The following is a 12,506-nucleotide window of genomic DNA, read 5'->3' as shown; positions in this document are numbered from 1 at the left end:
TCAGGCCTGGGGGGTGCCGAGGCGCTCGTTGACCCAGTCGTGGAAGGCACCGATGTGGTGCTCGCTGGGCACCAGCACACCGCCCTTGGCGTACATCCGCGAGCTCATGCCGGGCTGGGTGCGCTCGCAGGCCTCGAAGTCCTGCTCGTTGACCCGGTGGAACAGCTCCACCGAGCGGGAGACGTCCTTGCCGCTGTCGACGACGTGCGGCAGGTAGAGCCAGTCGCACTCGACGATCGTGCGGTCCACCGCCACCGGGTACATACGGTGGAAGATGACGTGGTCGGGGACGAGGTTGATGAAGACCTGCGGCTTGACGGTGATCGCGTAGTAGCGCCGGTCCTGGTCCTCGGCCACCCCGGGGATGCGGTCCAGGCCTTCGGAGCCGTCGACGGTGAAGCCCTGGATCTCCTCGCCGAACTCCGCGCCGTGGCCCACGTAGTACTGGGCCGCGTAGCCGTCGGCGAACTCCGGAAGGACCTCGGTGAGTTCGGGGTGGATGGTGGCGCAGTGGTAGCACTCCATGAAGTTCTCGATGATGAGCTTCCAGTTCGCCTTCACGTCGTAGGTGATACGGCGGCCGACCTGGAGGTTGTCGACGTCGTACCGCTCGATCGACTCCAGGTCGCCGAGCCGCTCGATCACCGCGCCGAGCACGTCCTCCTCGAAGGACGGCGGGTTCTCCGCCAGGCACACCCACACATAGCCGAGCCACTCGCGCACCGCGACGCTGACGAGCCCGTACTCGGTGCGGCCGACGTCGGGCATCTTGGTCAGGTTCGGCGCGGCGACGAGCTTGCCGTTGAGGTCGTAGGTCCAGGCGTGGTAAGGGCACTGGAAGGCCCGCTTGACCTCGCCCGTCTCCTCCGTGCAGAGCTTCGCCCCGCGGTGACGGCACACGTTGAAGTAGGCGCGGACGGAGTTGTCCCGGGCCCGGGTGATCAGGATGGACTCGCGGCCCACGTCCACGGTGCGGAACGCGCCGGGCTTGGCCAGCTCCGAGGCGCGCGCCACGCAGAACCACATGGTCTCGAAGATGCGCTCCTGCTCCTGGGCGAAGATCCCGGGATCCGTGTAGGAGGAGCCGGGAAGGGTGGCGATCAGGCTGTCCGGCAGACTGGTCGAGGTCACGGTGCACTCCTCGGGGAACTCGGAATGGGGAGGTGTCAGACGGTGGCGGCGGCGAGTTGCTTGCGCCAGCGGGTGAACAGCCGCGGCTGGTTCATCCCGAGCACGGCGACCGGGACTCCGGCGCGCCGGTAGACGGCCAGGACGTTGCGGTCCTCGGCGGCGCCTTCTTCGACGGTGACGCTGTCGGCGCCGGCCGCGTGACCGGCGAACTGGATCTTCACGCCGTACTGGTCGGACCAGAAGTACGGCGGCTTGGGCAGGCCCGGCTCCACCGCCCCGCCCGCCAGCAGCGTGGCCACGGCGGCGTCGGGGCGCTCGCGCGCGCCGGTCCAGTGCTCGACGCGGCGATGGGCCCCGGCCCGGGGGTCGTACCAGTTGGCGCAGTCCCCCACCGCCACCACGGAAGCCAGGCTGGTGCGCCCGTCGGCCCCGCACTTGACGCCGTTGTCGAGCTCGACGCCCGACCCCCGGAGCCACTCGACGCACGGGCTGGCCCCGACCCCGACGACCACCATGTCGGCGGGGATGCTCCGGCCGTCCTCCAGCAGAACGGCGTCGACCCGCTGGTCCCCGCCCAGTCCCTTGACGCCGACCCCGCACAGGAGCCGTACGCCGTGGTCGGCGTGGAGAGCCGAGACGATGGTGCCCATCGCGGCGCCGAGCGGGCCGGCCAGCGGCGTCGGGGCCACCTCGATCACCGTCACCTCGACACCCAGGGCGTACGCGGTGGAGGCGACCTCGGCACCGATGAACCCGCCGCCGATCACCACCAGCCGCCCGCCCTCGGCGAGTTCGGCGCGCAGGGCACGGGCGTCGTCCAGGGTGCGCAGGGTGTGCACGCCCGCCAGCCCCTCGGAGCCCGGCAGGGTGCGGGCCGCGGCCCCGGTGGCCAGCACGATCCCGTCGGCCTTCAGCTCACGTCCGTCGGCCAGCCGCAGCGCACGCTCGGCACGGTCCAGACCGGTCGCCCGCACACCGAGCAGCCACTCGGCGCCCAGCTCCTCGTCCTCGGTCTCCAGGGCGAGGTCCGCCTCGGCGAGCGTGCCCGCGAGGAACTCCTTCGACAGCGGCGGCCGGTCGTAGGGGCGGTGCGGTTCGTCGCCGATGACGACGAGCCGTCCGTCGTAGCCCTGTCTGCGCAGCGAGCGCACCGCCGACAGTCCGGCGAGCGACGCGCCCACCACGGCCACCGTCCTCACGCGGCACCCCCGGCCAGCCGGGACGCCACACACGGCGGGAGATTCGGAGCCTCGGCCGACACCTTGACGTGGATCACGCCGTCCTCCACCACGACCTCGTGGGTGCGCACCGGCAGCTTGGCCGGCGGAGCGTCCACCGCGCCGGTGCGCAGGTCGAACTTGGAGGCGTGCAGCGGGCACTCCACCTCACAGCCCTCCAGCCAGCCGTCGGCGAGCGAGGCGTCCTGGTGGGTGCAGGTGTCGTCGATGGCGAAGAGCTCGCCCTCGTCGGTGTGGAACACCGAGACCGGCGGGTCGATGTCGAGCCGGAAGGCCTCGCCTCGCGGGAGATCCTCGAGACGGCACGCGGGAATCATCATGACACCTCGGTGCGTATAGCGAAACGGATTGCGGAAAGCGCAACATCAGTCTGAGGTCGCCCAGAACCCCTGTCAAGGGCTCCGGGAGCTCGCTTCGCGCGACCGCGCACAGCTCCCCCGACGCAGCTCGAAAAGCCCGTACCACCTGCGGAAACAGGCGGTACGGGCGCCGTGCGGAGGGCTGCGGCCAGGGCCGTCAGAAGCCGCGGTCGATCCACTCCTGGAGGTGGGGGGCCTCCGCGCCGACGGTCGTCGTCCCGCCGTGCCCAGTGTGGACGACGGTGTCGCCGGGCAACGTCAGCAGCCGGTCGCGGATGGAGTCGACGATGGTCGGGAAGTCGCTGTACGACCGTCCGGTGGCCCCCGGTCCGCCCGAGAACAGCGTGTCGCCGCTGAAGAGGGCCGTCAGGGCGGGCGCGTGCAGACAGACCGCCCCGGGGGCGTGGCCGGGGGTGTGCAGCACGGTCAGCTCGACGCCGGCCACCGTGACGACCTGCCCGTCGGCCAGCTCGCCGTTGGGTTCGCGGTCGGGGTGGGTCTGCTTCCACAGGGGCAGGTCGTCGGGATGGAGCAGGACCGGGGCGCCGGTGCGCTCGGCGAGGGCGGGCGCGGCGTCGATGTGGTCGTTGTGGGCGTGGGTGCACACGATGGCGGTCAGCCGCCTGTCCCCGACGGCCCGGGCGATCGCGTCGGCGTCGTGGGCGGCGTCGACGACGATCACCTCGGTGTCGTCGCCGACGATCCAGACGTTGTTGTCCACGTCCCAGGTGCCGCCGTCCAGGGAGAAGGTCCCCGAGGTGACGAGATGCTCGATACGGGCGCCGGGCATCAGAAGACCACCACCGAGCGCAGGACGTCGCCGCCGTGCATCCGCTCGAAGGCCTTCTCCACCTCGTCGAGGGCGATGGTCTCGGTGACGAAGGCGTCCAGGTCGAGGCGGCCCTGGAGGTAGAGGTCGATCAGCAGGGGGAAGTCGCGCGAGGGCAGGCAGTCGCCGTACCAGGAGGACTTCAGGGAGCCGCCGCGCCCGAAGACGTCCAGGAGCGGGAGTTCGAGCTTCATCTCGGGGGTGGGTACGCCGACCAGGACGACCGTGCCGGCCAGGTCACGGCCGTAGAAGGCCTGCCGGTACGTCTCCGGGCGGCCGACCGCCTCGATGACGACGTCCGCGCCGAAGCCGCCGGTCAGCTCGCGGATCGCCTCCACGGCGTCGGTCTCCTTGGAGTTGACCGTGTGGGTGGCGCCCATCTTCTTCGCGGTCGCCAGCTTGCGGTCGTCGATGTCCACGGCGATGATCTTCGCCGCGCCCGCGAGGTTCGATCCCGCGATCGCCGCGGCGCCGACCCCGCCGCAGCCGATGACGGCCACGCTGTCGCCGCGGCCGACGTTGCCCGTGTTGATGGCCGCGCCGATGCCCGCCATCACACCGCAGCCGAGCAGTCCGGCGGCGGCCGCCGAGGCGGCGCGGTCGACCTTGGTGCACTGTCCGGCGGCGACCAGCGTCTTCTCGGCGAAGGCGCCGATGCCCAGCGCGGGCGAGAGTTCGGTGCCGTCGAGGAGGGTCATCTTCTGCTTCGCGTTGTACGTGTTGAAGCAGTACCACGGGCGGCCCCGGCGGCAGGCCCGGCACTGGCCGCACACGGCTCGCCAGTTCAGGATGACGAAGTCACCGGGGGCCACGTCCGTGACGCCCTCGCCGACCGACTCGACGACACCCGCGGCCTCGTGGCCGAGCAGGAACGGGAAGTCGTCGTTGATCCCGCCCTCGCGGTAGTGCAGGTCGGTGTGACAGACCCCGCAGGCCTCGATCTTGACCAGCGCCTCCCCCGGGCCGGGGTCGGGGACGACAATCGTCTCCAGGCTGACGGGGGCACCCTTCGCGCGCGCGACGACAGCACGGACCTGGTGAGCCATGGCCACTCCTCGGCTGGTACGAGACCTGATTCCAAAGTTGCTCAATGCGGCACGCATCTCATGTGCCGCAACACAGCATCGTGGAGGGCCGAGCAGCGGTCAAGGCTCCCCGAGCCCGTCTTGGTGACCCGCCCGCAGGCCCAGTTCTGTCCGGTGCCGGACGTCCTGGTCGCCCCGCCGTCCGCGCCCCCGTCCCGATCTGCTTTGCTGTGCTCGTCGCACAGGCACCTCACCACTCGGGACGACGAACATGGGCGCGGACGTACGGCAGGTCGCGGACGGAATCCATCTGGTTCACGGCTCCCAGACCAACTGGGTGATCCTCGGCGAGGGGGACGCCGTCACGCTGATCGACACGGGCTATCCGGGCGACCGGCCGCAGCTCCTGGAGTCGCTGGCCGCGGTGGGCAGTTCCCCCGAGGCGGTCGAGGCCGTGCTGATCACCCACGCCCACAACGACCACCTGGGCTCGGCCGAGTATCTCCGCTCGACGTACGGCACCCCCGTCCTGCTGCACCGGGAGGAAGTACCGCACGCCCGCCGTGAGTTCCTCCAGCAGGTGACCGTCGGGGACGTGCTGGGGAACGCGTGGCGTCCGGGTGTGCTGCCCTGGCTGGTGCATGTGCTGCGTGTCGGCGGCACCCAGCAGCACCCGGTCACCGCGCCGCAGGCGTTCCCGGTCGCGGACGGGCCGCTCGACCTGCCCGGCCGGCCGGTCCCCCTGCACACCCCGGGGCACACCGACGGGCACTGCGTCTTCCATCTGCCGGACGCCGGGGTGGTGATCTCCGGTGACGCCCTGGTGAGCGGGCACATGACGTCCCGGATCAAGGGGCCCCAGCTGCTGCCGGACATGTTCCACCACGAACGCGCCCGCGCGGTCGCCTCCCTGGACCTCATCGAGACCCTGGACGCCGAGGTGCTGCTGCCGGGGCACGGGCCGGTGCACCGGGGGTCCGTGAAGGCGGCCGCCCAGCACGCCCGCGAACACGCCGTCTAAGGTCGGGCCATGGCTTTGCAGATCAGCGCCACGAACCCGGAGCACCCGGCCCTCCTGCTGGAGCTGCCGTGGGACGTTCCCCTGGAGGAATGGCCCGAGGACGTCCTCGTCCCGCTGCCGCGCGGTATCTCGCGGCACGTGGTGCGCTACGCGCGCGCCGGTGACGAGGTGATCGCCGTCAAGGAACTGGCCGAACGCCCGGCGCTGCGCGAGTACGAGCTGCTGCGCGACCTGGACCGGATCGGCATCCCCGCCGTCGACCCACTGGCCGTGGTCACCGGGCGCACCGACGGCTCCGGGGACCCGCTGGAGTCGGTGCTGGTCACCCGGCATCTGGGCGGCTCGATGCCGTACCGGTCGATGTTCGAGACGACCATGCGTCCGGCGACCATGCACCGGCTGATGGACGCCCTCGCCGTGCTGATCGTACGGCTGCATCTCGCCGGGTTCGCGTGGGGCGACTGCTCGCTGTCGAACACGCTGTTCCGGCGGGACGCGGGGGCGTACGCCGCCTATCTCGTGGACGCCGAGACCGGCGATCTGCACCCGCAGCTCAGCCCCGGCCAGCGGGAGTACGACCTCGATCTCGCCCGGGTCAACATCAGCGGTGAGCTGCTCGACCTGGAGGCGTCAGGGGCGCTCCACCCCTCGGTGGACCCGATCGAGTTCGGCATGGAGATCTGCGCCCGCTACGGCGCGCTCTGGGAGGAACTGACCCGCACCTCGGTGTACCCGGCCGGCAAGTACCACTACATCGAGCGCCGTATCCGCAGGCTCAACGACCTGGGGTTCGACGTCGCCGAGATGCAGATCGAGCACTCCTCGGGCGGCGACACGGTCACCTTCGTGCCGAAGGTCGTCGACGCGGGCCACCACCAGCGCCAACTCCTCAGGCTGACCGGTCTGGACACCGAGGAGAACCAGGCCAGGCGGCTGCTGAACGACCTGGAGAGCTGGATGGCGACCCAGGACGACTACGCGCCGGGCGACCCCCTCGCCGCCCGGCCCGAGGTGCTGGCGCACCGGTGGGTGCGGGACGTGTTCCGGCCCACCGTGCGCGCCGTACCGCTGGAACTGCGGGGCTCGATGGACCCGGCGGAGATCTACCACGAGCTGCTCGAGCACCGCTGGTATCTGTCGGAGCAGGCGCAGCACGACATCGGGCTCGACACGGCGGTCGAGGACTACCTCGTGAACATCCTGCCCAAGGCACGGGAGACGCTGGAGCCGACCGTGCCCGAGTGAGCCGGGGCGCGGGTGTCAGTCGTGGGGGACGACGGCGACCGGGCAGTCGGCGTGGTGCAGCACGCCGTGGGCGACGGAGCCGATGCGGGCGCCCACGGCGGTGCGGTGGGCGCGTCGGCCGACGACCATGAGCTGGGCCCGCCCGGCGACCGACAGCAGCACCTGCCCGGCGCTGCCCATCTCGATGTGCTCCACGACGTGCACGTCCGGGAAGCGCTCCCGCCACGGTCGTACGGCCTCGTCGAGGGCCTGCTGCTCGAAGGGCTCCAGGCCGCCGGCCTCGTCGAGCAGCTTGAGCGAGCCGGGGCTGTAGGCGAACACCGGCGGCAGCTGCCAGGCGCGCACGACGCGGACGCTCGCGCCGCGGGCCGCGGCGGTCTCGAAGGCGAACCGCAGCGCGGCGGCGCTGTCCTCGGGTTCGCCCTGCTGGCCGACGACGATCTCGTGCCCTGCCACCTCGGACGACGGCTTGTCGCCGGCGCGGACGAGGACCACGGGGCGGGTCGTCTCCGCGATCACCTGCCGGCCGACGGAGCCCAGCAGGAACCCGACGACCGCGCCGTGCCCGCGCGAGCCGAGCACCAGCAGTTCCGCGTCCGCCGCGGCGGCGACCAGCGTCTCGACCGGGTGGCCCTCCAGGACGTCGGTGGTGATGGTCAGTCCCGGGTACCGCTCGGTGACCGCGGTGACGGCCCGCTCGACGGCCTCGCCCACCCAGGCCCGCTGGGCGTCCCGGTCGGCGGCCTCGGGTGCGGCGCCGGGATGGTGCCTCCAGGCGTGCACCACCCGCAGTGCCGTGTCCCGCCGTACGGCCTCCCGTGCCGCCCAGGCGAGCGCCGCGAGGCTCTCGTCCGTCCCGTCGACCCCTGCCGTGATCGGGCCCGTCATCCCACTGCCTCCTGTGTCGTGATCACTTCCTACCGGGCCAGTCTTCACTACGCTGCCGGTCATGACCTTGGAATGGGAACAGGTGATCGTGGACGCTCTCGATCCGGTGGCGCTCGGGCGCTGGTGGGCGGAGGCGCTCGGCTGGGTGGTGGTGAGCAACGATCCCGACGAGTACGAGATCCGTCCGGCGCCGGACCGGCTGCCGGGGCTGCTCTTCGTCCATGTGCCGGAGCGCAAGCAGGGCAAGAACCGGCTGCACCTGGACTTCCGCCCGGTCGACCAGCGGGCCGAGGTGAGCAGACTGCTGTCCCTCGGGGCACGCCACGCCGACGTGGGGCAGGGCGAGCAGGCGTGGGTGACGCTGGCCGACCCCGAGGGCAACGAGTTCTGCGTCCTTGCGGCGCGGCGGTCGCCTTGACCGTGGGTGCCCCGGCCTGATCCGGGAGCGCACGGTCCGCGCCATCCCTGCGCGGACCGGGGCGATCGAACATACGATGGGCGGAGCCGGCGCCGGGCTGGCCGTGCGCCGGCGAGTCCTGACCGCTCTCGGGGTGGGAGACGTATGACACAGGCCGCCGAATCAGCGCGGACCGTCATCCTGACCGTGGACGACGACCCGGGGGTCTCCCGTGCCGTCGCCCGTGACCTGCGGCGCCGCTACGGCGCCGCGTACCGGATCGTGCGGGCCGAGTCCGGCGAGTCCGCGCTGGAGGCGCTGCGCGAGCTGAAGCTGCGCGGCGACCTGGTGGCCGTGATCCTGGCCGACTACCGCATGCCGCAGATGAACGGCATCGAGTTCCTCGAACAGGCCCTGGACGTGTACCCGGGCGCGCGGCGGGTGCTGCTGACCGCCTACGCGGACACCAACGCGGCGATCGACGCGATCAACGTCGTCGACCTCGACCACTACCTCCTCAAGCCGTGGGATCCGCCGGAGGAGAAGCTCTACCCCGTCCTGGACGACCTGATCGACGCCTGGCGGGCCAGCGACTACCGGCCGGTGCCCGCGACGAAGGTGGTCGGGCACCGGTGGTCGGCGCGTTCCTCGGAGGTACGGGAGTTCCTGGCCCGCAACCAGGTGCCGTACCGCTGGTACTCCGCCGACGAGCCCGAGGGGCAGCGGCTGCTGGCCGCGGCGGAGGCGGACGGGCGGCGGCTGCCGCTGGTGATCACCCCGGAGGGGGCCCCGCTGGTCGAGCCGGACGCCCCCGAGCTGGCCGCGCGCGTGGGCCTGGCGACGACCCCGGCGGCCGAGTTCTACGACCTGGTCGTCATCGGCGGCGGCCCGGCGGGCCTCGGGGCGGCGGTGTACGGGGCCTCGGAGGGGCTGCGGACGGTGCTCGTGGAGCGGTCGGCGACCGGCGGGCAGGCCGGGCAGAGCTCGCGCATCGAGAACTACCTCGGGTTTCCCGACGGGGTGTCCGGCGCCCAGCTCACCGACCGGGCCCGTCGGCAGGCGACGAAGTTCGGCGCGGAGATCCTCACCGCGCGCGAGGTGACGGGTCTGGAGGTCAACGGGTCCGCGCGGGTCGTACGGTTCTCGGACGGCTCGGCGGTGGCGGCGCACAGCGTGATCCTCGCGACGGGCGTGTCCTACCGGCAGCTCGCGGCGCCGGGCTGCGACGACCTGACCGGGTGCGGGGTGTTCTACGGTTCGGCGCTCACCGAGGCGGCCGCCTGCCAGGGCCAGGACGTGTACATCGTGGGTGGCGCCAACTCGGCCGGGCAGGCGGCGATGTACCTGTCGCGGGGCGCGAAGTCGGTGACGCTGCTGGTGCGCGGAGAGTCGCTGGCGGCGTCGATGTCGTACTACCTGATCCAGCAGATCGACGAGGCGCCGAACATCTTCGTGCGCACCGGCACGACCGTGGAGTCCGCGCACGGCGACGGGCACCTGGAGCGGCTGACGCTGCGGGACGTGAAGAACGGCGAGACCGAGTCCGTCGACGCGCAGTGGATGTTCGTGTTCATCGGCGCGGCCCCGCTGACCGGCTGGCTGGACGGGACCGTGCTGCGCGACGAGCGCGGGTTCATCCTGGCCGGGCCGGATCTCACCGCGGACGGGCGGCCGCCTGCGGGCTGGGAGCTGGACCGGCCGCCGTACCATCTGGAGACCAGCATTCCCGGCGTGTTCGTGGCGGGCGACGCACGCGCCGAGTCGGCGAAGCGTGTCGCGTCCGCCGTCGGAGAGGGAGCCATGGCCGTGATGCTCGTCCACCGGTATCTGGAGCAGTCGTGAGCGGGCGGGTGATGCCGTGCAGCCCGGCGGAGATCGGCTCGCTGTTCCTGTTCGAGAAACTCACCCCGGAGCAGCTGGGACGGCTGTGCGCCGAGGGGCGGGTGGAGAGGTTCGAGCCCGGTCCGGTGTACGCCGAGGGTGATCAGGCGACCTGCTTCTACGTGATGATCGAGGGCACGGTCGTGCTGTCGCGGCGGGTCGGCGGGGACGACGTGGAGGTGACCCGCACCTCGCAGCGCGGGGTGTACTCGGGGGCCATGCAGGCGTACCTCGGCGACCGGGTGCCGCAGGGCTACACCAACTCGATGCGGGTGACGGAGCCGTCCCGGTTCTTCGTGGTGCCGGCGGACGTGTTCGCGGAGATCATGCGGGACTGGTTCCCGATGGCCGTGCATCTGCTGGAGGGCCTGTTCTTCGGTTCGAAGAACACCCAGGCCGCGATCGGGCAGCGGGAACGCCTGCTGGCGCTCGGCTCGTTGTCCGCCGGGCTCACGCACGAGCTGAACAACCCGGCCGCGGCGGCCGTGCGGGCCACCGCGACGCTGCGCGAACGGGTCGCCAAGATGCGGCACAAGCTGGCGCTGATCGCCGAAGGGCCCTTCTCTCGGGACGCGTTGGCGAGTCTGATCGAGGTCCAGGAGCGCACCGCCGAGCGGGTCGCCAAGGCGCCGTCGCTCAGTCCACTGGAGGCCTCCGACCGGGAGGACGCGCTCACCGAGTGGCTCGAGGACCACGGCATGGACTACGGCTGGCAGTACGCGCCGGTGTTCGTGCAGGCCGGTCTTGACGTCGACTGGCTGGAGCAGGTCGCGGCGGCCGTGGACCCGCAGATGCTGCCGAACGCGGTCGGCTGGCTCAACTACACCATCGAGACCGAGCTGTTGATGAACGAGATCGACGACTCCACGACCCGGATCTCGCATCTCGTCGACGCGGCCAAGCAGTACTCGCAGCTCGACCGCGCCCCCTTCCGCACCGTCGACGTCCATGAACTCCTCGACAGCACCCTGCTGATGCTGTCGGGGAAGATCGGGCAGCGCATCGAGGTCGTCAAGGAGTACGACCGGACGCTCCCGGAGGTGCCCGCCTACCCGGCGGAGCTGAACCAGGTGTGGACGAACCTCGTCGACAACGCGGTGTTCGCCATGAACAGCGCGGGCGGCGCGGGCACGTTGACCGTGCGGACGGCACGCGAGGGCGACCGGCTGCTGGTGGAATTCCGCGACACCGGCCCCGGCATCCCGGCGGACATCCGCAGCCGTATCTTCGACCCCTTCTTCACCACCAAACCGGTCGGCGAGGGCACGGGTCTCGGCCTGGACATCTCCTGGCGGATCGTGGTCAACAAGCACCACGGCGGCCTCCGGGTGGAGTCGACGCCGGGCGACACCCGCTTCCAGGTCCTGCTGCCCCTGACCGCGCCCGCACCCGAGTCCGAGCCCGAGTCCGAGTCCCAGCCCGCGGAGGAACCCCTATGACCGAAGGCAACGCCATCGACCCGTCCGTCCCGCCCGGCGGCACCGGCTGTGTGGACTGCGACGCGGTCGGGGGCTGGTGGTTCCATCTGCGGCGCTGCGCGAGCTGTGGCCACATCGGCTGCTGCGACTCGTCCCCCGCCCAGCACGCCACCGCCCACTACAAGACCACCGGGCATCCGATCGTGCGCAGCTTCGAGCCGGGCGAGGAATGGTTCTGGGACTACTCGACCGATGAACTCTACGACTCCGGGCCGCAGTTGGCGCCCCCGGTGAGTCATCCGGAGGACCAGCCGGCCCCGGGGCCCGCAGGGCGGGTACCGGCGGACTGGGCCCAGCTCCTGCGCCGGGGATAGGGGCGCTCCTACTCGACGCGTGCGCCCCCCGGACGCCTCTTCGCCACCCCGGCAAGGGTGACGAACAGCCCTCGTGGGCATACAAGCTGCCCATACGCTCACGGAGCTCAGCCGTCGTACCGCAGGCACCAGGAGACCCGTGAACCACCGCACCACCGCAGCCGCTCTGGCGTCCTGCGCTCTCGCCGTCGCCGTACTCACCGCCTGTGGCTCGGGGAATCCGGCCGCGAGCCACAAGGAACCGGCGGCGGGGGAGCAGACACCCGCGGTGGGCACCGCGGGCCCGGCTGCGGGGGCGCAGGCACCGGCCGGAACCCCGTCCCCGGCCGCCTCCGGTTCGGCCTCGGCCGCCGCGGAACGGGCGGCCGGCGGCACCGCGTCCGCCTCCGCGACGCGCCAGGCGGCGAAGAAGGGCGAGGCGGGGCTGCCGCCGCGCCCCGACCGTGACGGCGAGGGCGCCTATGTGCGCGCGCTGACCGCGATCGACCCGGACATCGTGCACGACAAGGAGGACGAGGCCGTCGAGCGCGGCCGCGACCAGTGCGCCACGATCCACGACCACCCCGGGGACCGGGAGAAGCAGATCGGCGCCGCGATGCGGCGCTTCGTCTCTCCCGGTCACCCGGACGGCTTCGGCCGCGTCAAGAGCACGCGGATCGTCGACGCCGTGCACACCAACCTCTGCCCCGACTACTGAGGG

General features: G+C 71.8%; 13 protein-coding genes. 7 read left to right on the top strand and 6 right to left on the bottom strand.

The genetic code is table 11. The features are described from left to right. The 5 genes from OG852_RS43855 to OG852_RS43835 all read right to left on the bottom strand — a co-directional run bounded on the left by OG852_RS43855 (position 1) and on the right by OG852_RS43835 (position 4,603). Positions 1 to 1,131 carry an aromatic ring-hydroxylating oxygenase subunit alpha gene (locus OG852_RS43855; protein WP_133914369.1) on the bottom strand — a complete coding sequence of 377 codons (1,131 nt, stop codon included), beginning with the start codon at positions 1,129 to 1,131 and terminating at the stop codon, positions 1 to 3. A 35-nt stretch (positions 1,132 to 1,166) separates the two neighbouring features. Then, positions 1,167 to 2,330: an NAD(P)/FAD-dependent oxidoreductase gene (locus OG852_RS43850; RefSeq protein ID WP_208117220.1), complete on the bottom strand. Its 1,164-nt coding sequence runs from the start codon at positions 2,328 to 2,330 to the stop codon at positions 1,167 to 1,169. Beyond that, positions 2,327 to 2,689, bottom strand: a complete 363-nt coding sequence (locus tag OG852_RS43845; protein ID WP_133914370.1) for a bifunctional 3-phenylpropionate/cinnamic acid dioxygenase ferredoxin subunit — start codon at positions 2,687 to 2,689, stop codon at positions 2,327 to 2,329. The genes OG852_RS43850 and OG852_RS43845 overlap by 4 nt, the downstream gene beginning before the upstream one ends. A 196-nt stretch (positions 2,690 to 2,885) precedes the next feature. Then, on the bottom strand, positions 2,886 to 3,518 hold the full coding sequence (locus OG852_RS43840) for an MBL fold metallo-hydrolase (RefSeq protein WP_133914371.1): 633 nt from the start codon (positions 3,516 to 3,518) through the stop codon (positions 2,886 to 2,888). Then, entirely contained in the window at positions 3,518 to 4,603 is a 1,086-nt protein-coding gene (locus OG852_RS43835) for an S-(hydroxymethyl)mycothiol dehydrogenase (protein WP_133914372.1), read from the bottom strand. The genes OG852_RS43840 and OG852_RS43835 overlap by 1 nt, the downstream gene beginning before the upstream one ends. A 250-nt stretch (positions 4,604 to 4,853) precedes the next feature. Here OG852_RS43835 and OG852_RS43830 point away from each other — a divergent pair, with 250 nt between their 5' ends. Together OG852_RS43830 and OG852_RS43825 are read left to right on the top strand one after the other, a co-directional pair. After that, positions 4,854 to 5,603 carry an MBL fold metallo-hydrolase gene (locus OG852_RS43830; RefSeq protein ID WP_133914373.1) on the top strand — a complete coding sequence of 250 codons (750 nt, stop codon included), beginning with the start codon at positions 4,854 to 4,856 and terminating at the stop codon, positions 5,601 to 5,603. Positions 5,604 to 5,612: 9 nt separating this feature from the next. After that, positions 5,613 to 6,848: a DUF4032 domain-containing protein gene (locus tag OG852_RS43825; RefSeq protein WP_133914374.1), complete on the top strand. Its 1,236-nt coding sequence runs from the start codon at positions 5,613 to 5,615 to the stop codon at positions 6,846 to 6,848. A gap of 15 nt (positions 6,849 to 6,863) precedes the next feature. Here the strand turns inward: OG852_RS43825 and OG852_RS43820 are convergent, their stop codons facing one another. Further along, positions 6,864 to 7,736, bottom strand: coding sequence for a universal stress protein (locus tag OG852_RS43820; RefSeq protein WP_133914375.1), 873 nt, complete (start codon positions 7,734 to 7,736; stop codon positions 6,864 to 6,866). A 61-nt stretch (positions 7,737 to 7,797) separates the two neighbouring features. On the opposite strand from OG852_RS43820, the gene OG852_RS43815 reads away from it, so the two are divergent. The 5 genes from OG852_RS43815 (at position 7,798) to OG852_RS43795 (ending at position 12,503) form a co-directional block, all read left to right on the top strand. Then, entirely contained in the window at positions 7,798 to 8,154 is a 357-nt protein-coding gene (locus OG852_RS43815) for a VOC family protein (RefSeq protein WP_133914376.1), read from the top strand. A 144-nt stretch (positions 8,155 to 8,298) separates the two neighbouring features. Then, entirely contained in the window at positions 8,299 to 9,975 is a 1,677-nt protein-coding gene (locus tag OG852_RS43810) for an FAD-dependent oxidoreductase (protein ID WP_330350791.1), read from the top strand. Positions 9,976 to 9,986: 11 nt separating this feature from the next. Further along, on the top strand, positions 9,987 to 11,453 hold the full coding sequence (locus OG852_RS43805; protein ID WP_330351610.1) for an ATP-binding protein: 1,467 nt from the start codon (positions 9,987 to 9,989) through the stop codon (positions 11,451 to 11,453). After that, positions 11,450 to 11,806 (top strand): UBP-type zinc finger domain-containing protein, encoded by a 357-nt coding sequence (locus OG852_RS43800; protein WP_133914379.1) that lies wholly within the window; start codon positions 11,450 to 11,452, stop codon positions 11,804 to 11,806. Before OG852_RS43805 ends, OG852_RS43800 begins: the two co-directional genes overlap by 4 nt. Positions 11,807 to 11,945: 139 nt before the next feature. After that, the gene (locus OG852_RS43795; RefSeq protein ID WP_330350790.1) at positions 11,946 to 12,503 is read left to right on the top strand and encodes a hypothetical protein; all 558 of its coding nucleotides are present in this window, start codon (positions 11,946 to 11,948) and stop codon (positions 12,501 to 12,503) included. The last annotated feature ends 3 nt before the right edge of the window (positions 12,504 to 12,506 follow it).

Source organism: Streptomyces sp. NBC_00582 (assembly GCF_036345155.1).
Lineage (GTDB): Bacteria > Actinomycetota > Actinomycetes > Streptomycetales > Streptomycetaceae > Streptomyces.
This window is presented reverse-complemented; position numbering and strand designations above follow the sequence as displayed.

What these genes read in the sequence shown, in the direction of transcription:
- OG852_RS43845 (WP_133914370.1), bottom strand. Translation starts at nt 2,689, where the DNA reads ATGATGATTCCCGCGTGCCGTCTCGAGGATCTCCCGCGAGGCGAGGCC.
- OG852_RS43840 (WP_133914371.1), bottom strand. Translation starts at nt 3,518, where the DNA reads ATGCCCGGCGCCCGTATCGAGCATCTCGTCACCTCGGGGACCTTCTCC.
- OG852_RS43835 (WP_133914372.1), bottom strand. Translation starts at nt 4,603, where the DNA reads ATGGCTCACCAGGTCCGTGCTGTCGTCGCGCGCGCGAAGGGTGCCCCC.
- OG852_RS43830 (WP_133914373.1), top strand. Translation starts at nt 4,854, where the DNA reads ATGGGCGCGGACGTACGGCAGGTCGCGGACGGAATCCATCTGGTTCAC.
- OG852_RS43825 (WP_133914374.1), top strand. Translation starts at nt 5,613, where the DNA reads ATGGCTTTGCAGATCAGCGCCACGAACCCGGAGCACCCGGCCCTCCTG.
- OG852_RS43820 (WP_133914375.1), bottom strand. Translation starts at nt 7,736, where the DNA reads ATGACGGGCCCGATCACGGCAGGGGTCGACGGGACGGACGAGAGCCTC.
- OG852_RS43815 (WP_133914376.1), top strand. Translation starts at nt 7,798, where the DNA reads ATGACCTTGGAATGGGAACAGGTGATCGTGGACGCTCTCGATCCGGTG.
- OG852_RS43810 (WP_330350791.1), top strand. Translation starts at nt 8,299, where the DNA reads ATGACACAGGCCGCCGAATCAGCGCGGACCGTCATCCTGACCGTGGAC.
- OG852_RS43805 (WP_330351610.1), top strand. Translation starts at nt 9,987, where the DNA reads ATGCCGTGCAGCCCGGCGGAGATCGGCTCGCTGTTCCTGTTCGAGAAA.
- OG852_RS43800 (WP_133914379.1), top strand. Translation starts at nt 11,450, where the DNA reads ATGACCGAAGGCAACGCCATCGACCCGTCCGTCCCGCCCGGCGGCACC.